This is a genomic window from Exiguobacterium sp. s95 (genome assembly GCF_018618655.1).
In the GTDB taxonomy this organism is placed as follows: Bacteria; Bacillota; Bacilli; order Exiguobacteriales; family Exiguobacteriaceae; genus Exiguobacterium_A; species Exiguobacterium_A oxidotolerans.
In genome coordinates, this window is sequence record NZ_JACSMM010000003.1 from 212,927 (window position 1) to 234,164 (window position 21,238).

Genomic DNA, 21,238 nt, shown 5'->3' on the forward strand with positions numbered 1-21,238 from the left:
AGATGGATTTTCGTTATTTACCGATGACGCAAGAAGATGAAAAAGAGATGTTACAGACGATTGGTGCAAATTCGATTGAAGATTTACTAGCAGATATTCCAGCCGCTGTCCGCGACCAAGGGACGTTAGAAGAAGTCGGGATTCCGCTACCGGAAACAGATTTGATTCGGACACTCTCGAAGCTTGCTGACCAAAATATGAATACGAAGCAATATCCATCGTTCCTCGGTGCAGGCATTTACGATCACTATGCACCGGCTGTCGTCAATCATATGTTGTTGCGTTCAGAATTCTATACGGCGTATACACCCTATCAACCTGAAATCTCACAAGGGGAACTGCAAGCGATTTTCGAGTTTCAGACGATGATTTGTGAATTGACAGGAATGGATGTCGCGAACTCATCGATGTACGACGGCATTACAGCACTAGCGGAAGCGGCAATGCTTGCCTGTGCCCATAAAAAGAAAAAGACGATCGTCTTGTCGGATGGGGTTCATCCGGAAGCACATGATGTCGTTCGGACGTATGCGAAAGGGCCGGGGCTCGATGTCGAGACGCTTGCGTTACGGGACGGCGAGACGGCAATCGAACAATTAGACGGACTTGATGATATCGCATGTGTCATCGTCCAATACCCGAACTTTTATGGACGCGTCGAAGATTTACAAGCGTTAGCAGATGCAACACATGCAAAAGGCGGTTTATTTATCGTCTCGGCCAATCCGCTTGCCCTCGGACTGCTTGAAGCACCTGGGAAACTCGGTGCGGATATTACGATTGGCGATTGCCAACCGTTCGGGATTCCCCAAAGTTTTGGTGGACCGACGTGTGGCTACTTCACGACGACAAAAGCCTTAATGCGTAAAATTCCGGGTCGTCTCGTCGGTCAGACAATGGATGAGGATGGCAAACGCGGTTTCGTCTTGACGCTCCAAGCTCGCGAACAGCACATTCGTCGTGATAAAGCGACATCAAATATTTGTTCCAACCAAGCGTTGAACGCATTGGCGGCATCGATCGCGATGAGCGCGTTCGGAAAACAAGGGATTCGTGATTTAGCGGTCCGCAACTTGCAAACGGCACATGCCTTGAAAAAATCATTGAAAGCAGCCGGCTTCCGCATCGTCGATGATGGACCGAGCTTTAATGAATTCGTCGTCGAATTACCGATTGATGCGGAAGAAGCAAGTCGTCAATTGCTTAAAGCGGGAATTATCGGTGGATTGCCGCTCGGCACATACGACGCAAAACGAAGTCGTGAAATGCTTGTCTGTGCAACAGAATTACGGACGAAAGAAGAGCTCGATCAATTCGTGTCAGCGTTAGGGGGATTAACTCATGCATAAATCAAGTGAACAAACATTGATTTTTGAAATCTCAAAACCCGGTCGTGTCGCATATGCGTTACCACTCGCGACGGTCGAAGAAGAAGCAATCGAAGACATGTTGCCAGCTTCTTTTGTACGAAAAGAAGATGTCGCGTTACCGGAAGTTTCGGAACTGGATCTTGTCCGTCACTACACGGCACTTTCAAACCGAAACCACGGTGTGGATTCCGGGTTCTATCCGCTCGGTTCATGCACGATGAAATACAATCCTAAAATCAATGAAGATATGGCACGACTTCCCGGGTTTGCCCACATTCATCCGCTTCAACCGGTTGAGAGCATTCAAGGAGCGCTCGGTTTGATGTATGACTTACAAGAAAAGTTAGCAGTCATCACGGGAATGGATGAAGTGACGCTTCAACCAGCAGCAGGGGCACACGGAGAGTGGACTGGATTGATGTTGATCAAAGCCTATCATCATGCGCGCGGCGACTTCAAACGGACGAAAGTACTCGTTCCAGACTCGGCACACGGCACGAACCCGGCATCGGCGTCTGTCGCAGGATTTGATACCGTGACGGTCTTGTCAGATGAACGAGGTCTTGTTGACTTAGAAGACTTAAAGAGCAAAGTGGGAGACGATACAGCGGCTTTAATGTTGACGAACCCGAACACGCTCGGATTGTTTGAATCGGATATCGTCGAGATCGCAAAAGCAGTCCATGAAGCAGGCGGGAAATTGTATTACGATGGAGCAAACTCGAATGCCATCATGGGGATTGCACGTCCCGGCGATATGGGCTTCGATGTTGTTCACTTGAACCTCCACAAAACGTTTACCGGCCCTCACGGTGGTGGTGGTCCTGGTTCAGGTCCGGTCGGTGTCAAACAAGACTTAATCCCTTATTTACCGAAACCGATCGTCGCAAAAACAGACGAAGGATTCATCCTTGATTATGATCGCAAAGATGCAATCGGACGTGTCAAACCATTCTACGGAAACTTCGGGATTAATGTCCGCGCCTACAGCTACATTCGGACGATGGGCGGAGAAGGTCTCGCCCGTGTCTCGAAAGAAGCTGTCTTGAACGCAAACTATATGTTAGCACGCCTCAAAGGCGCATATGACGCACCGTATGATGTCTATTGTAAACATGAGTTCGTCTTGTCGGGTCGTCGCCAAAAGGCACTTGGCGTGCGGACGCTTGATATCGCAAAACGACTGCTTGATTTCGGTTACCATCCACCGACAATCTATTTCCCGTTGAATGTCGAAGAGTGTATCATGATTGAGCCGACGGAAACGGAATCGAAAGAAACACTCGATGCGTTCTGTGACGCGATGCTCCAAATCGCACGTGAAGTCGAAGAAACGCCAGACGTCGTCCTGAACGCACCGCATACAACGGTCGTCAAACGGATGGACGAGACGTTGGCAGCGCGTAAACCGGTGTTGCGTTATGAGCCGAAACAGGAAGTCCATGCATAACGGTTACTGAAAACGAACTGACTCGTAAGTCAGACTAAGATCGATTCCTATGACGGACGTTTCCGGTCGACATTAATTAAATGACCGATGATTCCATTTTTACTGGATCATCGGTCATTTCTATGCCTATTTTTGTCGTTCACGACCTTTTTAATCAGAGCGTCTCGTCAATGAGTCGACAAGCGAAAAACCCTTCCTGAGCCTGAGGCGTAGGAAGGGTTTTTCGCTTGAATAGTGAATTAGCTACGTTTGACTTTTCCAGTCCACTGTTTGAAACCGCCTTTAAGCTGGTACAAGTTCGTGTAGCCGGCTTTTTTCAAGACTTTAGCTGCTTGTGAAGAGCGCATGCTGCCTTGGCAATACAAGTAGATCGGCATATCTTTACGAAGCTCTTTCGAACGCATCTTCATTTGGCTAACCGGAATGTTACGCGCGCCAACGATATGACCGCCTTTAAATTCTTGTGTTTCCCGGACGTCGACGATTTGTGCCTTACGGTAGTTCGCGCGGAATTCCTCTTGCGAGAGTTTTGTGATGCCTTTGACTGGCATGAAACGCCAGACGACATAAGCAATCAATGCCACCCATAAGACGATTGTGATGATTGTGCCTGTTTCCATATTCAACTTCCAACCCCTTCGTTCATATAACATCTCTATCATTATAGTAAACGAAATCGATTTCGGCAATCGACTCGTCGTTGCGCAGGATAGAAAGGGTCTGATACACTTATACGGAAACGTTTTGGGGGTGTTCGCTTGGTAAAGAAATGGCAAGTATTGACGACCGAAGCATTAGAGCCGGCAATGAACATGGCAATTGATGAAGCATTGATTGCTTTTGTCGGGCGAGGAGAGATTGCGCCTACGCTTCGTTTTTACTCATGGGAACCACGCGGACTCAGTGTCGGTCATTTCCAGCGTGCGACACGTGATATCGATCGAAAGCGAATTGAAGAACTCGGTATCCCAATCGTTCGACGGATGACTGGTGGTCGAGCGGTTTTACATGCGGATGAACTCACATATAGTGTCGTCATTCAAGAGGCGACAGAAGGACTACCACGAACTGTAATCGAAAGTTATCGCCTGTTGACGGAAGGAATCCGGAAAGGCTATCATCACCTCGGTATTCCCGTTGAATTTTCAGTTCCGATGACGGAAGAAGAAAAGGAAGAGTTACGAAAGCCGAAATCGGCCGTTTGTTTTGATGCAGCCTCTTACTATGAATTGGCAGTCGGAAAACGGAAAGTCGCGGGGAGTGCTCAAGTTCGTCATCAAGGCGTTGTGCTTCAGCATGGATCAGTGCCTCTATCGGTTGATGAAGGTGAATTGTTTGACTGCTTCCTTTATGAAGATGAAACGATGCGTCAACGGATGAAGTCACGCTTTGCAGGGAAAGCGGTTGCCTTGAATGAACTCGCGGGCCGGAAAGTGTCATTCGAGGAAGTTCGTGATGCGTTTACACGTGGTTTTGAGGATGCGCTTCAATTGGAATTCGTTCCGCTTGAATTCAATGAGCGGCAATGGCAGGAAATTGAACAGTTAGCCGAGAAGTATCGTAGTGATGAATGGAACTGGAAACGTTAAAGCGAAAGATTGGAAGGTGATGTCGTGCCGACTCCGAGTATGGAAGATTATTTAGAGCAAATTTATATCTTGATCGAAGAAAAAGGATATGCCCGTGTATCGGATATCGCAGAACTATTAGGCGTACACCCTTCTTCTGTAACGAAGATGGTGCAAAAGTTAGACCGTGAAGAGTACCTCGTCTACGAAAAGTATCGTGGTCTCATGTTGACTGCAAAAGGTAGAAAGATTGGGAAACGACTTGTCGAACGGCATGCGCTGTTAGAAGATTTCTTGCGCCTTGTCGGCGTAGAAGAGTCACTAATCTATAAAGATGTCGAGGGAATTGAACATCACTTGAGTATCGAAGCACTTGATAAAATCAATGGGATGATTCAATTTTTCGCTGAACGCCCGGCTTTACAGGAAGAACTTCATAATTATCAACAAGCACACCCAGAAGACTGAGTGGGCTTGTTTTTTTACGTTAAACGCCTTATAAACGAACATTTGGTTATAAAATAATAAAAAAGTACGTGAATTGAACGGATTATGCTATACTGACGATGAAAATGACCGAAGGGGGTGACGGGTGGAAATTCACCCGGATACTATGGAAATCGTCATCAAAGAAAAATTGGTTTCAGAAACTGATTTAGCTAAAAAAGTGAGTGAACTCGCAATCGAGATTGAACGGGATGCGGCCGGGCGTCAAATTGTCCTTGTCGTCGTGTTGAAAGGGTCGATGGTTTTTGCAGCGGACTTGATGCGGCAAATTAAAGGAAGTGTTCAAATCGATACCGTTGCCTGTTCATCATATGGTGCGAAGACGGTCTCTTCTGGACGCGTTCAATTGAAAAAAGATTTAGACCTGGATGTCGAAGGGAAGTATGTTGTTGTTGTCGAGGACATTATTGATACGGGACATACACTGAGCTTTTTGTGCGAGCATATGAAATTGCATAAGCCGGGTGTCTTAAAGATTTGTACGTTACTTGATAAACCTGCGCGTCGTGAAGTCGAGTTGACGGCAGATTATGTTGGATTTGAGATTCCGGATTACTTCGTCGTCGGCTATGGCATTGATTGTGCAGAAGAGTATCGCAATTTGCCGTACATTGGTTGGGTCGAGACAGAATAAAAAACCGTCAGCAGACACGAGTCGCTGACGGTCGAACGATAGAAGGGGGCTGCGTTTAGCAGCTCTCTCTTTTTAATATTAAAAAGCACGTTTTTTCTTTTTACCTTTTTTACCTTCGATGACGGTCAAATTAGGACCTTTCGACCGATCGCGAAGTGGGCGTACTTTGTTCGAAGTCGAAGATTTCGTCGCCGTTTTGATTTGTTTTTTCTTAAAATCTGTTCGACGCGGACCTTGATCTCGTTTACCGTGCAATTTTTTCGATTGCGCGACTGATTTTCGATATTGTGCGTTTCCGCCGCTTGCAGCGCCGCTATTGCGCGTCATGAACTTAAAGATCAAGAAAATGATTCCCGCCACAACTGCAACGAACAGTAATTGTGAAAACAGACCGCCAGGATCATTGATAAGCTTATATCCAAAGCCGACGAAAGCAAACAGTAACACGATAAGTGCGAATGTAGAGCCGATCCGTTGTCTAATCATATTATCACCCCTGTTATCGATTAACCCAGTGCATTCTCATGTATGTTATCTTCCTGTTTTTCGAGTGCTTCAAACGCATAAATCGCAACCTCAATCTGTGAATCGTCTGGTTCTTTTGTCGTCAAGTACTGTAACCATAGGCCTGGCAAGGCGATGACACGTAATCCCTTGATATTTTGGGCTTTATTTGTTAATTGAAGAACTTCAAAAGACAGACCGATGACAACGGGAAGTAAAGCGATTCGGAAGGCGAGTCGAACCCATAATGGATCGGTCGGGACGATTAAATAAACGAAGAAACCGACGATGACTGTGAAGATCAGGAAGCTTGAACCGCAACGATAATGGAGGCGGCTACTTCTTCTGACGTTTTCGACGGTCAGTGGATGACCGGATTCGACACAATTGATGACTTTATGTTCCGCCCCGTGGTATTGAAACAATCGTTTGACGAGTGGTGTCAATGAAATCAAGTACAAATATCCAAACAGTAGGGTCAGCTTAATCAACGCCTCGATGACGTTTTGGACGAAGTGGCCGGATAATGCTGGGAAAGAACTGAATAGTGAGGCTAAGAATGCCGGCAACAGCGTAAACAGTAACTTTCCGAAAAAGAATGATAAAACGCCAAGTAAAGCGACGCCGAGCCATTTTGTCAATTGCCCTTGATTCGCTTCTTCGGGTTCTTCCTCTCCGGGATTAACGCCGTAACGATCACTTGCGAAGTTCATGTGGCTTGCTCCATTCGCAGATGATTCGACAAGAGCGAACAGTCCGCGGAGAAGCGGGATTCGTTTACCAATCGCAATCCGTGGACGAATCGGCTTTTTCTGTTCAAATGTCTCAATCGTCGCATCATTTCGACGAATTGCAGAAACAGCATGTGTCGCATTTTGGAACATTACGCCTTCGACGATGGCTTGTCCACCGACGGGAGCTTTTGCGGTTTTCATATTTAAACGCATCCTATCTCAAATAAAATATCGTGTATCGTCAGTTTACTAGATTCTATTCAAAAAAACTATGGGGGACTGCTTGATGACGGGTGAATCTTTAGGAGACGGAAAACGTCTTATGATACAATCAGAAGGACGAATGGAGGTGATGATGTGCGCGTATTGGTTTTAAATGGACCGAATTTGAATTTACTTGGAACGCGTGAGCCGGAAACATACGGTGCAAAGACGTTGAATGATTTAGAAACGTTGATGATGGAACGTTTTCCGGAAGTTGAGTTTACGTTTGAACAATCGAACCATGAAGGAACGCTGATTGATTCTCTACATGCAGCGCGGGGGTATGATGGCATTGTGTTGAATGCAGCTGCATACACACATACGAGTATCGCCTTACGTGACGCGATCGCAGCGATTGAAGTGCCGACAATCGAAGTGCACCTATCGAATGTTCATGCGCGAGAAGAGTTTCGACATCGCTCACTCATCGCACCGGTCTGTCGTGGTGTCATCAGTGGACTTGGGATGACGGGGTATATACTCGCTACTGAAGCGTTACTTCATCCGGACGCTACATAACTTAAAGGGGGAAACAGACATGCAACATCGTATTGAAGCATTACAATCCGCTTTAAAAGAACGTGACTTACCAGGACTTATCGTGACGAAGTCAGAAAATATTCGCTACATTTCAGGATTCACCGGTTCAAGTGGCGCGTGTCTCGTTACGGCAGAACATGCTTATTTCGTGACGGATTTCCGCTATACGGAGCAAGCTGCTGATCAAGTCAAAGGAATGGAAATCGTTCAAATCGATCGGTCGATTCCGGCGACGATGGGTGAACTCATCGCAGGCGCACGCGTGCGAGCGGTTGGGGTCGAAAAAGATACGATGACACTTGGTTTATTCGAAGCATATGATGAAGCTTCTGCAATCGAACTGATTCCAACGACCGGAATCGTCGAAAACCTACGCTTGATTAAGGATTCATCAGAGATTAAGATGGTTAAGGAAGCGGTAAAACTAGCAGACGCTACCTTTGAACACATTTTGACGTACATCCAGCCGGGGAAAACAGAACTCGAAGTGTCGAACGAACTCGAATTCTTCATGCGTAAGCATGGAGCGACGTCGTCTTCATTCGATACGATTGTCGCATCTGGTTACCGCTCAGCGTTACCGCACGGTGTCGCGAGCCAAAAAGTGATTGAAACGGGTGAGCTCGTAACACTCGACTTTGGTGCATTGTTGAACGGTTACGTCTCTGACATTACGCGAACGATTGCGGTCGGTCCAATTAATTCCGAGTTACAAAAAATCTACGATACGGTCTTACAAGCACAACTTGCGGGTGTAGACGGACTTCGTCCAGGGATTACTGGAATCGAAGCAGACGCGTTAACACGTGACATCATCAAAGAAGCTGGTTATGGCGAATACTTCGGTCACTCGACTGGTCACGGCATTGGTCTTGAGGTGCATGAAGGACCGGGACTTTCGTTCCGTTCGGAAACGAAGCTCGAACCAGGGATGATCGTGACAGTCGAACCAGGAATCTATGTGCCACAAGTTGGTGGATGCCGAATTGAGGATGATGTCTTGATTACCGAATCAGGGCGCGAAATTCTTTCGTCTTCATCGAAAGAACTCATTACACTCTAAGTAAGATGAACATTTAGGAGGAACCAGTATGGTATCAGTAAACGATTTAAAAACAGGCTTGACGATTAAAACTTCAGACGGAATGATTTGGCAAGTCCTTGAGTTCCAACACGTAAAACCTGGTAAAGGTGCAGCATTCGTGCGGACAAAAATGCGTAACATCCGTAACGGGAACATCCAAGAGATGACATTCCGTGGTGGCGAGCGCGTCGAACGTGCCCACATCGAGCGTAACAAAATGCAATACCTCTACCCAATGGGTGAAACGTATGTCTTCATGGACACGGAGTCGTATGAGCAGCTTGAATTGACGACAGCACAAGTTGAAGCAGCACTTCCATATCTCCTTGAGAACATGGAAGTTCAAATCGCAGTCTACAACGGCGAAATCCTCGGACTCGAACTTCCGAACACGATCGTTATGACGATTGTTGAAGCAGAGCCAGGCGTCAAAGGCGATACAGCTTCTAACGTCAAGAAAAATGCGACAGTTGAAACGGGTCACATCATCCATGTGCCGCTTTTCATCGAAGCAGGAGAAAAAGTAACAGTTGATACGCGGACAGGTGATTTCACAGGACGCTACAACGGATAATACAGATATGCCAATGCCCCTTCGTACTCGTTTCCGAGTCAAGGGGTATTTTTTCACTCGCCGGCACTTGCATCCTCTGGTATGACCAGTTAAACTTAATATTTGAGTAGGCATTAGCACCTGGTATAATATTAAGAATGAATGTTTAGATGGGGGATGGAAAGAAGATGAAAATCGATCAGTTGAAACAAGTGTTAGAAATGCTTGATCAATCAAACGTAAATGAACTTTCTCTAGAAACAGACACGTATAAATTAAAGCTTAAAAAACAAGGGGACGGTGTCGTAGTATCTCAGCACGACGCGGTCGCAGCGGCACCTGTCCAGCAAAAAGTAGTGGAAACAGCACAAAAGCCGGCCGTTGTACCTGAAGTCATGGAAGAGAAGGATGATACGGTCACAATTAACGCGCTAATGGTCGGTACGTTTTATTCACGTGCAAATCCTGAAAAACCTGCTTTCGTCAAAGTCGGCGATCAAATCGAAGTGGGTCAAGTCGTCTGCATTTTAGAAGCGATGAAACTATTCAATAACTTAAATTCGGAAATTGCCGGAACTGTCGTCGAAATTCTCGTCGCAGATGGAGACCTTGTTGAATTTGGTCAGCCACTCTTCCGGATTCGTCCTTGAGCGGGGTGATGGGAATGGAAAAACTACTAATCGCGAACCGTGGAGAAATCGCCGTTCGGATTATTCGTGCGGCTAAGGAACTTGGGATCCAGACGGTTGCTGTCTATTCGACAGCGGATCGAGAAGCACTTCATGTCCGAATGGCAGACGAAGCATATTGCATCGGCGATGTCAGTTCGACGTCTTCTTATTTGAATGTGACGAATATTCTCGCCGTTGCGACAAATCGAAACGTAACGATGATTCACCCGGGATACGGATTCCTGGCTGAAAACGTTGACTTCGCGGAGATGTGTGAAGCATGTGGTATTCAATTCGTCGGTCCGACGTCGCAAGCGATTCGCCAGATGGGCATTAAAGATGTCGCGAAAAAAACGATGATTGAATGTGGTGTCCCGGTCGTGCCGGGCTCTGACGGAACGGTGACGGATCAAGAAGCAATTGGTCTCGCTGAAGAAATCGGTTATCCGGTCATCATTAAAGCGACGGCAGGTGGCGGAGGGCGCGGGATTCGTGTTGCCCGGACAAAACAAGAACTGATTGATGGACTGGAAGAAACACGTCGCGAGGCAAAACAAGCATTTGGCAATAGCGATGTTTATTTAGAGCGTTTCATCGAAGAATTCCGTCACGTCGAAGTTCAAGTGCTTGCCGATCGACATGGGAACGTCATTCACCTCGGAGAACGAGATTGTACGGTGCAACGGCGGATGCAGAAGTTGATTGAAGAAGCTCCTTCGCCAGCCGTCAGCGCAGCGACACGGTTGAAAATGGGAGAAGCAGCTGTCAAAGCGGCAAAAGCCATCAACTATACGGGTGCCGGAACAATCGAATTCATTTTTGTCGAAGAAACAGAAGAATTTTTCTTTATGGAAATGAATACTCGGATTCAAGTCGAGCATCCGGTGACAGAAATGATTACAGGATTTGATCTTGTTCAAGCACAACTCCAAGTCGCGCTCGACCACCCGTTAGCAGTTCAACAAGAGGATATCGAGTTCCGTGGGCATTCAATCGAGTGCCGGATTAACGCAGAAGATCCAGATCACGATTTCCGACCACATGCGGGTCGCGTCACACAATACGTCGCGCCAGGTGGTATGGGTGTCCGAATCGATAGTGCCGTTTATCCAGGTTACATGATTCCTCCGTACTATGACTCGATGGTTGCGAAATTGATTGTCCATGCAGAGACGCGCGAGGAAGCTTGTGCGAAAATGGAGCGTGCTTTGGCTGAATTTTGGATTGAGGGTGTCAAAACGACAATTCCGTTCCATCAAAAGGTCTTACAGCACCCTGTATTCCGCCGGGGAACCTTCACGACGAAGTTTGCGGAACGTGAGTTAAAAGCAGCAATCGTAAAATGAACGATGACGGGAGTCGATGGATTTTACTCCCGTCTTTTTGGCGTTCACTATGTTTTTTAAAAGGGGAATGTGCTAAACTAATTGATTGAGAACGACAAAAAAAGGAGCACGTGAAATCATGATGAAACGACACATGGCACGCGAACTCGCAGTACAATCTTTGTTCCAAATGGAACTTTCTGACTTGTCTGCACAAGAGGCCATTGAATTCGCAGTAGAAGGCAAAGAATATGATACATTTGTAGAGCAATTAGTAGTTGGTGTAGAGACGAACAAGGATGAGATTGATCAACATTTACGGGCAGCGCTCGTCAACTGGTCATTTGAGCGTCTTGGTAACATCGAACGGACGATTCTTCGTCTTGCCGTCTATGAATTGATGTTCGAACCGAAAATTCCAATCCGCGTTACAATCAACGAAGCAATCGAATTAACAAAAGCGTTCGCAGACGAAGAAGCAACGAAAATCGTCAATGGTGTGCTTGGTAAGGTCGCACAACAAGCAGTCAAAGAAAATTCATAAGTAGATAAAGATAACCTTTTTCAAGGTGCAGAGTGAAACGAATTTTTTGGGGGAGTGGACAAATCATGGCAGTAGTAATCGATGGGAAAGAAATCGCAAAATCGTATCGTTTGAAGCTGAAAGAAGAAGTCGCACGTCTGAAAGAACAACGTATTCAACCGAAATTGACCGTTGTATTAATCGGTGAAGACCCAGCAAGCCAATCGTATGTCCGCGGGAAAGAAAAAGCGGCACAAGAAATTGGCATGGAGTCGGATTTGATTCGTTTACCGGCAGAAACATCAGAATCGGAGTTACTCCAGTTGATTGAACGACTAAACGCAGACGCGAGTGTCCACGGAATTCTCGTTCAACTGCCGCTGCCGGAACAAATCGACGAGAGTAAAGTCATCTTCGCTATTTCACCGGACAAAGACGTCGATGGGTTCCATCCGGTCTCAGTCGGGAAAATGATGATCGGTGAACCAACGTTCTTACCATGTACCCCAAATGGAATTCTGCACCTCGTCAAAGAAATGAATGTTCCGATCCAAGGCAGCCACGTCGTCGTCGTCGGTCGGAGTCAAATCGTCGGCAAACCGGTCGGGATGTTATTTTTAAATGAATCCGCGACAGTCAGCTACTGCCACTCGAAGACGGCAAACCTTTCTGAGGTGACGCGTCAAGCGGATATCTTGATTGTCGCTGTTGGTGTCCCAAAATTGATTACGGCAGATATGGTCAAGCCGGATGCTGTCGTCATCGATGTCGGTGTCAACCGTGTTGATGGTAAACTTGTCGGGGACGTCGAATTTGATTCGGTCAAAGAGGTCGCCTCGATGATCACACCCGTTCCTGGCGGTGTCGGTCCGATGACGATCACGATGTTGCTCCATAATACAATCGAGGCAGCACGATGAATGACCCACTTCAAGTTTCCGAGCTCGTTGGGTATGTGAAACGTGAACTTGAAAGTGATTCGCTGTTACAGCAAGTGCAGGTGGTGGGAGAAGTGTCGAACTTTAAACGACACTCTTCCGGTCACCTTTATTTTACGTTGAAGGACGACCAGTCACGGATGAAGGCGGTCATGTTCGCACGTGACGCAAGTCGCCTGAAATCACCGATCAAAGACGGGATGCGTGTCGTCATGACGGCGCGGTTATCCGTGTATCTCGCTTCCGGCGAGATGCAACTCTACGTCGAGCGGATGACGGAAGATGGCGTCGGCGCCCTGTATGAAGCTTTCGTCCGTTTGAAAGAACAACTCGAAGAACGTGGGTGGTTCGATCCAGCGTTAAAAAAAGTGCTCCCAGCATTTCCGCAACGTGTCGGAATCATCACATCACCAAAAGGTGCGGCACTTCACGATATCGCGACGACACTACGGAGACGGTATCCGCAAGCGGCAATCGTCTTCGCGCCAGTGCTCGTTCAAGGGAAAGAGGCGGCACCGCAAATTACTCGTGCCATCGAACAGATGAATGCGCGTCAGGCGTGTGACGTGTTAATCATTGGTCGCGGTGGCGGCTCGATCGAAGAACTTTGGGCGTTCAATGAAATGAACGTCGTGACGGCGATTTATGAGTCGCAGATCCCGATTGTTTCTGCAGTCGGTCATGAAACGGACTTTACCATCAGTGATTTCGTCGCGGATGTCCGGGCAGCGACACCGACTGCTGCAGCCGAACTCGTAACACCAGAGGCGGCCGAACTGGAAAAACGAGTCGGTGAACTGAGTCGACGTTTGACACGAAACTATGACTATTTCGTCAAGAGCCGACGGGAACAAGTGACCCGGCTTGCGATGAGTTATGGATTAAAGTCTCCCCGCATTTTGCTTGGATTAAAACAGGAGCGCCTTGACCGGGCCGATATGAACTTGAATCGAATCGGAAAACAACTCATTTTAACGAAACAGCAAGGCGTGTTGGACCTATCGAACCGTTTAGCACGGATTCCGGTTCGGGAGCGTCTTGAAGAACAGTCGCGTGAAGTTGAGCGGATGCGTAAACAGTTGGAACGGATTCGCCCGTACATGAAGATGAAGCATGAGCGATTGCACCAAATGGTGGCACGCCTTGACTCGGTTAGTCCGACCCGTGTCTTATTACGTGGTTATACGTATGTCGAACAAAACGGAGAGGTCGTTCGATCGGTAAAACAAGTGACGGATGACGCCTTCCGGATTCAGTTTCATGACGGAAGTATTCTAGCGAAACGAGAGGATGAGTGAGATGGACACGGAACAATCATTTGAAGCGGCGTTAGAACGCTTAGAAGAAATCGTCGAATTGCTTGAAGAAGGGGAAGCCCCACTTGAGCAAGCGATGACGTTGTATGAGGAAGGTGTAAAACTGACTGCTCTTTGCCAGGGGAAACTATCGACAGCTGAAAAGAAACTCGATTTAATCTTGGAACAAGATGGAACGTTACGTGAAAAAGGGGGAGCACAATGATTGCCTTGATGGAATGGAAAGCTCAAGTCGAGCGTGCGCTCGAATCATTTATGACCCGACTCGATGCACCAGAACAATTACGTGCTTCGATGCGCTATTCACTCGATGCTGGAGGAAAGCGTGTCCGCCCGGCGTTGATTTATGCTGTCCTTGATGCATACGGTGTCTCGCGGACAAAAGGGGACGCGACGGCAGCAGCGCTTGAGATGATTCATACATATTCTTTAATCCATGACGATTTACCAGCAATGGACGATGATGACATGCGTCGTGGGCGTAAGACGAACCATATCGAGTTTGACGAAGCAACAGCGATTTTAGCAGGCGATGCGTTGTTGACGAATGCCTTTACCTGTTTACTCGAGACGGACGCGTCGGCAGACATCAAGGTTCAGTTGCTCGAGCGTCTCGCCATGGCAGCTGGAGCGGCCGGGATGGTCGGTGGACAGCTTGACGATATGCTCGGTGAACGTGGTGGCATTGATGACGTCGAGGCTCTTGAATCGATTCATCGGCGCAAGACGGGGGCATTACTCGTGTTTGCTGTTGAGGCAGGAGGAATTCTTGCTGGAGCAAACGAAGATGATGTAGTCCACTTACAACGTTACGGACGTCATCTTGGAATCGCCTTCCAAATTCAAGATGATATTTTAGATGTAACGGGAGATGCTGAAAAGATTGGTAAGCCGGTCGGGAGTGACGAAGGAAACGACAAAGCGACCTATCCGAAACTACTTGGTCTAGAGGGTGCGAAGACGGCTCTTGCGGCACAAGTACAAGCTGCTGAGGAAGCGATTGATGCGTTATCGGTCGAAGCGACGACACTTAAGGACTTGCTCGACTTCGTCGTCAAGCGTGACCATTGAGATCGACGACGCCTGGCGTCGTCTTTTTTATGTGCCAGTTATGTGGCGTTCATTAGATTGTTCTAGTACAATGTAGGGTACAAACGATATAAGAATGTAAGGAAAAGAGGCGGTAAGGTATGAAGTTGACAGAAATACAGGATCCGTCATTTTTAAAGCGTATGTCAGTCTCAGAACTCGATGTGTTCGCAGGCGACATCCGACGCTTTTTGATTGAAGAATTGGCTACGACGGGTGGTCACTTAGCACCGAATCTAGGTGTCGTCGAATTGACATTAGCACTTCACCGAGAATTTGATAGTCCGAACGATAAATTTGTTTGGGATGTCGGTCACCAGGCATACGTGCATAAAATCTTGACGGGACGTGCGGGACAGTTTGATACGTTACGCAAACACAAAGGATTATGCGGATTCCCGAAACGAAATGAAAGCATTCATGACGTTTGGGAAACTGGGCATAGTTCGACCTCGTTGTCGGCAGCGATGGGTATTGCCGTCTCAAACGAGTTAAAAGGAAATGACGACCGCGCGATTGCGATCATCGGAGATGGTGCATTGACTGGTGGAATGGCACTTGAAGCTTTAAACCACATCGGTGCGGAACAACAAAATGTCATCGTCATCCTTAATGATAACGAGATGTCGATTGCACCGAACGTCGGTGCGATGCATCAGATGTTAGGTCGTATTCGTTCTTCACGTAAAGTCCGTTATGCGCAAGATGAACTTGAGACATTAATCAAGAAAATCCCGCTGATCGGTGGAAGTCTTGAAAAAGGTAGTGAAAAACTAAAAGAAGCCGTCAAAGGCGCACTTGTTCCAGGAATGTTCTTTGAAGAACTCGGTTTTAACTACTACGGTCCAGTCGATGGACATGACTTGACGGATTTGATTGAACAGTTGAATTACGTCAAAAAAGAGCAAGGGCCTGTCCTGCTTCATGTCATCACGAAAAAAGGAAAAGGGTATCGCCCAGCTGAATATGATGGAGTTGGAACCTGGCACGGTCTCGGACCATACAAGATGGAGTCTGGTGAAGTCATCAAAGGTAAATCGAAAGCGCCGAGTTATTCATTCACGGTCGCGAATACGTTGACGAAGATGGCACGAGATGATGAAAAATTAACATTGATTACACCGGCAATGAGCGTCGGTTCAAAACTCGATTGCTTTGAGAAGGAGTTCCCAAACCGAATGTTTGATGTCGGGATTGCGGAACAACATGCCGTCACGTTCGCGGCGGGTCAAGCGACGCAAGGGATGAAACCCGTCGTTTCCATTTATTCGACCTTCTTCCAGCGAGCTTACGATCAACTTGTCCACGATGTCGCGCGTCAAAATCTTGACGTGACGTTTACGATTGACCGGTCAGGTCTTGTCGGAGCAGACGGAGAAACACACCAAGGCGTCTTCGATATCGCGTTCATGCGCCACGTTCCGAATATCCGGATCGTCATGGCGAAAGACGAGAACGAACTGCAACATTTACTTTATTCGGCTGTGAAGTATGAAGGACCAATTGCTGTCCGTTTCCCAAGAGGGGAAGGAATCGGTGTAACGATGGATGAGACGTTACACGAAATTTCGCTCGATACATGGGAAGTCGAACGTGAAGGAACGGATGTTGCAATCATGGCATTCGGACCACAAGTCCAAGATGCGTTGAAAATCGCAGATCTGCTCGAGGGAGAACTGTCTGTTCGTGTCATCAATGCGCGGACAATCAAGCCACTCGACGGGAAGATGTTGGATGCACTGTATGCGGAAGGTATTCCACTCGTCACGCTGGAGGAAGCAGTCTTAAAAGGCGGCTTCGGTTCTGCAGTTCTTGAACATGCGAATGAGCAGGAAGCGTTCCCGCGCGTCAAACGATTCGGTATTCCAGATTGGTATATCGAGCACGGTGGCGTCAACGAGCTACTTGAAGAAATCGGATTATTGCCTGGACAAATCGCGGAAGAAGTACGTGCTTTTGTCAATCAAGGAAAGAAACAGAGTGTGTAACGATTAATGGAAAATGTTAAAAAAATCCGCCTCGACGTGTTACTCGTCGAGCGCGGTTTATGCGAAACACGTGAAAAAGCGAAGCGGACGATCATGGCCGGGCTCGTCTTCAGTGGAACGGAACGATTAGAGAAGGCAGGAGAAAAAGTGAAGTCCGACATCGACTTGGCCGTTAAAGGACAAGTGATGCCATACGTCGGGCGCGGTGGTTTTAAGATGGAGAAGGCACTTGAGGTCTTTGACATCGACGTGACGGACCGGACAGGGCTCGATATCGGTTCATCAACAGGTGGTTTTACGGACTGTGCCCTTCAAAATGGTGCGGCACATATGTACGCCCTTGATGTTGGATCAAATCAACTCGATTGGAAACTTCGGTCAGATCCTCGTGTGACGGCGATGGAGAAAACGAATTTCCGTCATGCGACACGAGACATGTTTCCCGTTCAGCCAAGTTTCGCGACAATCGATGTCTCCTTTATTTCACTTCGTCTCATCATTCCACCACTGAAAACGATTTTAGCTGAGGAGGGCGACGTCATTGCCCTCGTCAAACCACAGTTTGAAGCGGGACGGGACGATGTCGGGAAAAAAGGAATCGTTCGGGATGAACGTGTTCACGGACGAGTTCTTGATGAGATGGTCGAATTCTTCATTCGTGAAGGGTTCCATGTGAAGCAACTTGATTTTTCACCGATTACAGGTGGTGAAGGAAATATCGAGTTTCTCTTACATGCGCAGCTGACAACACCCGGCATGGAAACAATCGTTGACCCAGCGGATACGGTTCGTCTGGCACATCAAGCGTTGTAAAAAAAGAAAACTATCATGGAAGCAGACTTCGTCATGTTGGAGTCTGCTTCTTTTTTCGACCCGTACGAAAAATGGCAAACGTGGACTTTTCATGATTTATTGGATTACAATAGTAACAGCGAAGAATATAGCGAGGTGCAAGGATGACAAAGGGGCAACGGTTGATTAAGATTCGGGAAATCATTACGCAATCTGAAATCGAGACTCAAGATGAATTGGTCGAAGAACTTCGGAATGCTGGATACAAAGTGACGCAAGCGACTGTATCGCGAGACATTAAGGAGCTACATCTTGTAAAGGTGCCGTTAAACGATGGCCGTTATAAGTATAGTTTGCCTGCCGATCAGCGTTTTAATCCATTAGGGAAATTACGCCGTTTACTAGGTGATAGCTTTATTTCGATTGATTTTGCTCAAAATTTGATTGTCATGCATGTCTTACCGGGTAACGCCAATGCAATCGGTGTCCTACTCGATCACTTAGGCTGGTCGGAACTGCTCGGGACGGTTTGTGGCGATGATACGATTTTAATGATTGCTCGAAGTGAAGATACAGCAAAAGAAGTGACGGAACGAATTTTAGGGATGCTTTAAGGAGTTGACAAGATGTTAGCTGAATTATCGATCAAACAATTCGCGATCATTGACCAGCTGCAGATTCATTTCAAAAAAGGAATGACTGTCTTGACTGGAGAAACGGGTGCTGGTAAATCCATCGTCCTCGATGCAATCGGTTTATTGATTGGCGGACGGGGTTCTGCTGAATTTGTTCGTTACGGCGAAGATAAGGCGGAACTCGAAGGACTGTTCATGATTGAGGACGGGCATATGGTCTACACATTAGCTGAGGAATATGGCATCGACGTCGAAGATGGATCCATCATTTTACGCCGAGACTTATTTGCTTCTGGTAAAAGTGTTTGTCGTGTCAATAATAAGCTCGTCACGCTGACGATTTTACGTGAGTTCGGTCGTGTGCTCGTGGACCTCCATGGTCAACATGAACACCAACACTTGATGGAAAATATGTACCACCAATCGATTCTTGATGATTTTGGTCATGAGACGATTTCCTCGCGTCTGCACGAGTATCAAAAAAAGTTCGGGCTGTACGAGGAAAAACGGATGGCATTACAATCACTGGCACAGAGTGAGCAGGAACTTGCACAACGGATTGATTTATTATCATTTCAGACAGAAGAAATCACGAGTGCGAACCTTCGTCAAGGAGAAGAAGATGAACTGTTGAGTGAACGGAACCGACTCGCGAACTTCGAAAAGTTGCACGATTCGTTAAAAGCCGCCTACGATGCGCTTCATGATGAAATGCGCGGGATTGATTCAGTTGGGGATGCGATGCGGGAGCTGCAACAAGCATCGAGCATCGATGATCAGTTCGCGAATCAAAGTGATGCCATCGCGAGCGCTTTTTACGGTCTTGAAGAAGTCGGGTACGCGATTCGTGATCAACTTGAGACATTAGAGTTTGATTCGAACCGGTTAGACGAAATTGAACAGCGTTTATCTGTTTTCCAACAGCTGAAGCGGAAATATGGTGCGACAATCGAGGAAGTCATCGCCTATGGTGAAAAAATTGGGATTGAGCTTGATACGATGACGAATCGTGATGAACGCATTGAAAAGCTAAAGGCAGAAGTCGAGTTGCTTGAAAGTGAGCTGTTTGAGATTGGCAATAAGCTATCGAAGGCACGCCGAAAAGCGGCACAGTTGCTTGGCGAGGCGATTCATTTAGAACTGCGTGAACTCTACATGGAAAAAGCACGGTTCGAAATTCGGTTCATGCAAGATGGAAAAACGCCGGCCTTACGAAAAAATGGAATCGATCAAATTGAATTTTATATCATGACCAATGCGGGTGAACCGTTTAAATCGCTCGGGAAAGTCGCTTCCGGAGGGGAGCTATCTCGGATCATGCTCGGACTCAAGTCAATCTTCTCGCGTTCGCTCGGCGTCGCATCAATTATTTTTGATGAAGTCGATACGGGGGTATCGGGACGGGTCGCGCAAGCAATGGCGGAGAAAATCTATCGTTTATCGATTGAAGGACAAGTGCTCTGTATTACACACTTGCCGCAAGTCGCCTCGATGGCGGATCAGCATCTCTATATTCGTAAAGTCGAAGAGACGGACCGGACGACGACACAGGTCAACGTCTTGACGGAAGCAGACCGTGGAAATGAGCTTGGACGGATGATTTCCGGAACACATATGACGGACTTGACGCTTCGTCATGCGGAAGAATTGATGGACCAAGCAATGAGTATGAAGGAATCGCTTAAAAATGGGGTGTAAGGATTGATTAGAGTCGGGATCGCAGATGACAACCGAGAGATGGTCGAATTGATTCGCCAGCATCTCGCTACTCAAGAGGATATGGAAGTCGTATGTGTCGCATATGATGGGGAGAAGTGTCTTGAGAAATTAAAAGAAGTCGAGACCGATGTGTTGTTGCTAGACATCATCATGCCGCACCTGGATGGATTAGGGGTCCTCGAAGAATTGATGAAACAAAAAAATAATCCGGCTGTCATCATGTTGAGTGCCTTCGGTAAAGATGAGGTATCACAACAGGCAGTGACGTTAGGTGCTGCTTATTTCTTGCTGAAACCGTTCAGCATGAATCAGTTAGTCAACAAAATTCGCCTTGTGACGAACAATAATCCAACGATTCAACCGGAAACGATGGATTCGAAAATAGCGACCGTTTTACGAGAAGTCGGGATTGCGCCGCATATTAAAGGATTTACTTATTTAAAAGATGCGGTTGGGCTCGTTTTAGAACGTGAAGAGCTGCTCGGATTAATCACAAAAGAGTTATATCCGACGATTGCCCGCACCCATAAAACGACATCTTCCCGTGTGGAACGGGCGATGCGCCATGCCATCAAATCGGCCTGGAAAGAAGGGATGAGTGATCATACCCTGTTCACAGGCCGGATTGAACAAGAAAAGAGTCCGAAAAATTCCGAGTTCATCTCGTACGTCTCAAATTATATGAAACCGTCTTGAAATTGACCACTCGATCCGTGAGATCGAGTGGTCTTTACTGTGGATCAAAATGATTTTTGCTAGAAAGAGTACCTTGTAAAGCTGATAGCTCGTCCGTGAGAACGAAGAGGGGGAGATGTGAGAGGCGCGAGTGACGAAGTAATAAAAGAAATTATTTATATTTATTAGAATATTCAATAAAAAAACATTGCATAAACTGAAATGTTTGTTATAATAAAGGTACCAAATCATTTGGAAAGACGTCAGATGAACGTCGAGTCGAATCGGTTTCCGGAGAACCCATTCTACAAGCCTCATCTCAGGACGCTACCTGTAAATAGCTCAAGAATGATGGACAA

The 21,238-nt window shown here is 46.9% G+C and carries 23 protein-coding genes; 20 read left to right on the forward strand and 3 right to left on the reverse strand.

Annotated elements, in window-relative coordinates:
• The first annotated feature begins 2 nt into the window (after positions 1-2).
• Positions 3-1,349, forward strand: a complete 1,347-nt coding sequence (gene gcvPA / locus KNP99_RS08320; RefSeq protein WP_215193164.1) for an aminomethyl-transferring glycine dehydrogenase subunit GcvPA — start codon at positions 3-5, stop codon at positions 1,347-1,349.
• Positions 1,342-2,820, forward strand: coding sequence for an aminomethyl-transferring glycine dehydrogenase subunit GcvPB (gene gcvPB, locus KNP99_RS08325; RefSeq protein ID WP_088836604.1), 1,479 nt, complete (start codon positions 1,342-1,344; stop codon positions 2,818-2,820). Before gcvPA ends, gcvPB begins: the two co-directional genes overlap by 8 nt.
• Positions 2,821-3,059: 239 nt before the next feature.
• On the opposite strand, the gene KNP99_RS08330 is transcribed toward gcvPB, so the two are convergent.
• Positions 3,060-3,440, reverse strand: a complete 381-nt coding sequence (locus KNP99_RS08330; protein ID WP_029333057.1) for a rhodanese-like domain-containing protein — start codon at positions 3,438-3,440, stop codon at positions 3,060-3,062.
• A 138-nt stretch (positions 3,441-3,578) separates the two neighbouring features.
• Between KNP99_RS08330 and KNP99_RS08335 the strand changes: the two genes are divergently transcribed.
• From KNP99_RS08335 to hpt, 3 genes are all read left to right on the forward strand, one after another.
• A complete protein-coding gene (locus KNP99_RS08335) occupies positions 3,579-4,409 on the forward strand; it encodes a lipoate--protein ligase family protein (RefSeq protein ID WP_029333058.1) in 831 nt (276 codons plus the stop codon).
• A 24-nt stretch (positions 4,410-4,433) separates the two neighbouring features.
• Positions 4,434-4,856, forward strand: a complete 423-nt coding sequence (gene mntR, locus KNP99_RS08340; RefSeq protein WP_029333059.1) for a transcriptional regulator MntR — start codon at positions 4,434-4,436, stop codon at positions 4,854-4,856.
• Between the two features lie 145 nt (positions 4,857-5,001).
• The gene (hpt, locus tag KNP99_RS08345; RefSeq protein WP_088838449.1) at positions 5,002-5,529 is read left to right on the forward strand and encodes a hypoxanthine phosphoribosyltransferase; all 528 of its coding nucleotides are present in this window, start codon (positions 5,002-5,004) and stop codon (positions 5,527-5,529) included.
• A 78-nt stretch (positions 5,530-5,607) separates the two neighbouring features.
• On the opposite strand, the gene KNP99_RS08350 is transcribed toward hpt, so the two are convergent.
• Entirely contained in the window at positions 5,608-6,015 is a 408-nt protein-coding gene (locus KNP99_RS08350) for an SA1362 family protein (RefSeq protein ID WP_088836605.1), read from the reverse strand.
• Positions 6,016-6,035: 20 nt separating this feature from the next.
• A complete protein-coding gene (locus tag KNP99_RS08355; RefSeq protein WP_029333062.1) occupies positions 6,036-6,968 on the reverse strand; it encodes a DUF1385 domain-containing protein in 933 nt (310 codons plus the stop codon).
• A gap of 156 nt (positions 6,969-7,124) precedes the next feature.
• Between KNP99_RS08355 and aroQ the strand changes: the two genes are divergently transcribed.
• From aroQ to spo0A, 15 genes are all read left to right on the forward strand, one after another.
• Positions 7,125-7,550, forward strand: a complete 426-nt coding sequence (gene aroQ, locus KNP99_RS08360; protein WP_088836607.1) for a type II 3-dehydroquinate dehydratase — start codon at positions 7,125-7,127, stop codon at positions 7,548-7,550.
• Positions 7,551-7,569: 19 nt separating this feature from the next.
• The gene (locus KNP99_RS08365) at positions 7,570-8,634 is read left to right on the forward strand and encodes a M24 family metallopeptidase (RefSeq protein WP_214765379.1); all 1,065 of its coding nucleotides are present in this window, start codon (positions 7,570-7,572) and stop codon (positions 8,632-8,634) included.
• Between the two features lie 28 nt (positions 8,635-8,662).
• Positions 8,663-9,229 carry an elongation factor P gene (efp, locus tag KNP99_RS08370; protein ID WP_088836608.1) on the forward strand — a complete coding sequence of 189 codons (567 nt, stop codon included), beginning with the start codon at positions 8,663-8,665 and terminating at the stop codon, positions 9,227-9,229.
• A 167-nt stretch (positions 9,230-9,396) separates the two neighbouring features.
• On the forward strand, positions 9,397-9,858 hold the full coding sequence (gene accB, locus KNP99_RS08375) for an acetyl-CoA carboxylase biotin carboxyl carrier protein (protein ID WP_088836609.1): 462 nt from the start codon (positions 9,397-9,399) through the stop codon (positions 9,856-9,858).
• A 14-nt stretch (positions 9,859-9,872) separates the two neighbouring features.
• Positions 9,873-11,225 (forward strand): acetyl-CoA carboxylase biotin carboxylase subunit, encoded by a 1,353-nt coding sequence (gene accC / locus KNP99_RS08380; RefSeq protein WP_239456856.1) that lies wholly within the window; start codon positions 9,873-9,875, stop codon positions 11,223-11,225.
• 121 nt (positions 11,226-11,346) lie between these two features.
• Positions 11,347-11,748 carry a transcription antitermination factor NusB gene (nusB, locus tag KNP99_RS08385; protein ID WP_239456902.1) on the forward strand — a complete coding sequence of 134 codons (402 nt, stop codon included), beginning with the start codon at positions 11,347-11,349 and terminating at the stop codon, positions 11,746-11,748.
• Between the two features lie 65 nt (positions 11,749-11,813).
• A complete protein-coding gene (gene folD / locus KNP99_RS08390; protein WP_214801000.1) occupies positions 11,814-12,647 on the forward strand; it encodes a bifunctional methylenetetrahydrofolate dehydrogenase/methenyltetrahydrofolate cyclohydrolase FolD in 834 nt (277 codons plus the stop codon).
• The gene (xseA, locus tag KNP99_RS08395) at positions 12,644-13,963 is read left to right on the forward strand and encodes an exodeoxyribonuclease VII large subunit (RefSeq protein ID WP_214801003.1); all 1,320 of its coding nucleotides are present in this window, start codon (positions 12,644-12,646) and stop codon (positions 13,961-13,963) included. Before folD ends, xseA begins: the two co-directional genes overlap by 4 nt.
• Position 13,964: 1 nt before the next feature.
• Positions 13,965-14,186: an exodeoxyribonuclease VII small subunit gene (locus KNP99_RS08400; protein WP_029333071.1), complete on the forward strand. Its 222-nt coding sequence runs from the start codon at positions 13,965-13,967 to the stop codon at positions 14,184-14,186.
• A complete protein-coding gene (locus KNP99_RS08405) occupies positions 14,183-15,052 on the forward strand; it encodes a polyprenyl synthetase family protein (protein ID WP_214801006.1) in 870 nt (289 codons plus the stop codon). Before KNP99_RS08400 ends, KNP99_RS08405 begins: the two co-directional genes overlap by 4 nt.
• Before the next feature lie 119 nt (positions 15,053-15,171).
• Positions 15,172-17,058: a 1-deoxy-D-xylulose-5-phosphate synthase gene (gene dxs / locus KNP99_RS08410; RefSeq protein ID WP_029333073.1), complete on the forward strand. Its 1,887-nt coding sequence runs from the start codon at positions 15,172-15,174 to the stop codon at positions 17,056-17,058.
• Positions 17,059-17,064: 6 nt separating this feature from the next.
• Positions 17,065-17,871 carry a TlyA family RNA methyltransferase gene (locus KNP99_RS08415; RefSeq protein WP_215193165.1) on the forward strand — a complete coding sequence of 269 codons (807 nt, stop codon included), beginning with the start codon at positions 17,065-17,067 and terminating at the stop codon, positions 17,869-17,871.
• A gap of 143 nt (positions 17,872-18,014) precedes the next feature.
• Positions 18,015-18,464 (forward strand): transcriptional regulator AhrC/ArgR, encoded by a 450-nt coding sequence (ahrC, locus tag KNP99_RS08420; protein WP_088836615.1) that lies wholly within the window; start codon positions 18,015-18,017, stop codon positions 18,462-18,464.
• Positions 18,465-18,476: 12 nt separating this feature from the next.
• A complete protein-coding gene (recN, locus tag KNP99_RS08425) occupies positions 18,477-20,183 on the forward strand; it encodes a DNA repair protein RecN (protein WP_214845833.1) in 1,707 nt (568 codons plus the stop codon).
• 3 nt (positions 20,184-20,186) lie between these two features.
• The gene (spo0A, locus tag KNP99_RS08430) at positions 20,187-20,900 is read left to right on the forward strand and encodes a sporulation transcription factor Spo0A (RefSeq protein WP_029333077.1); all 714 of its coding nucleotides are present in this window, start codon (positions 20,187-20,189) and stop codon (positions 20,898-20,900) included.
• Positions 20,901-21,238 lie beyond the last annotated feature (338 nt).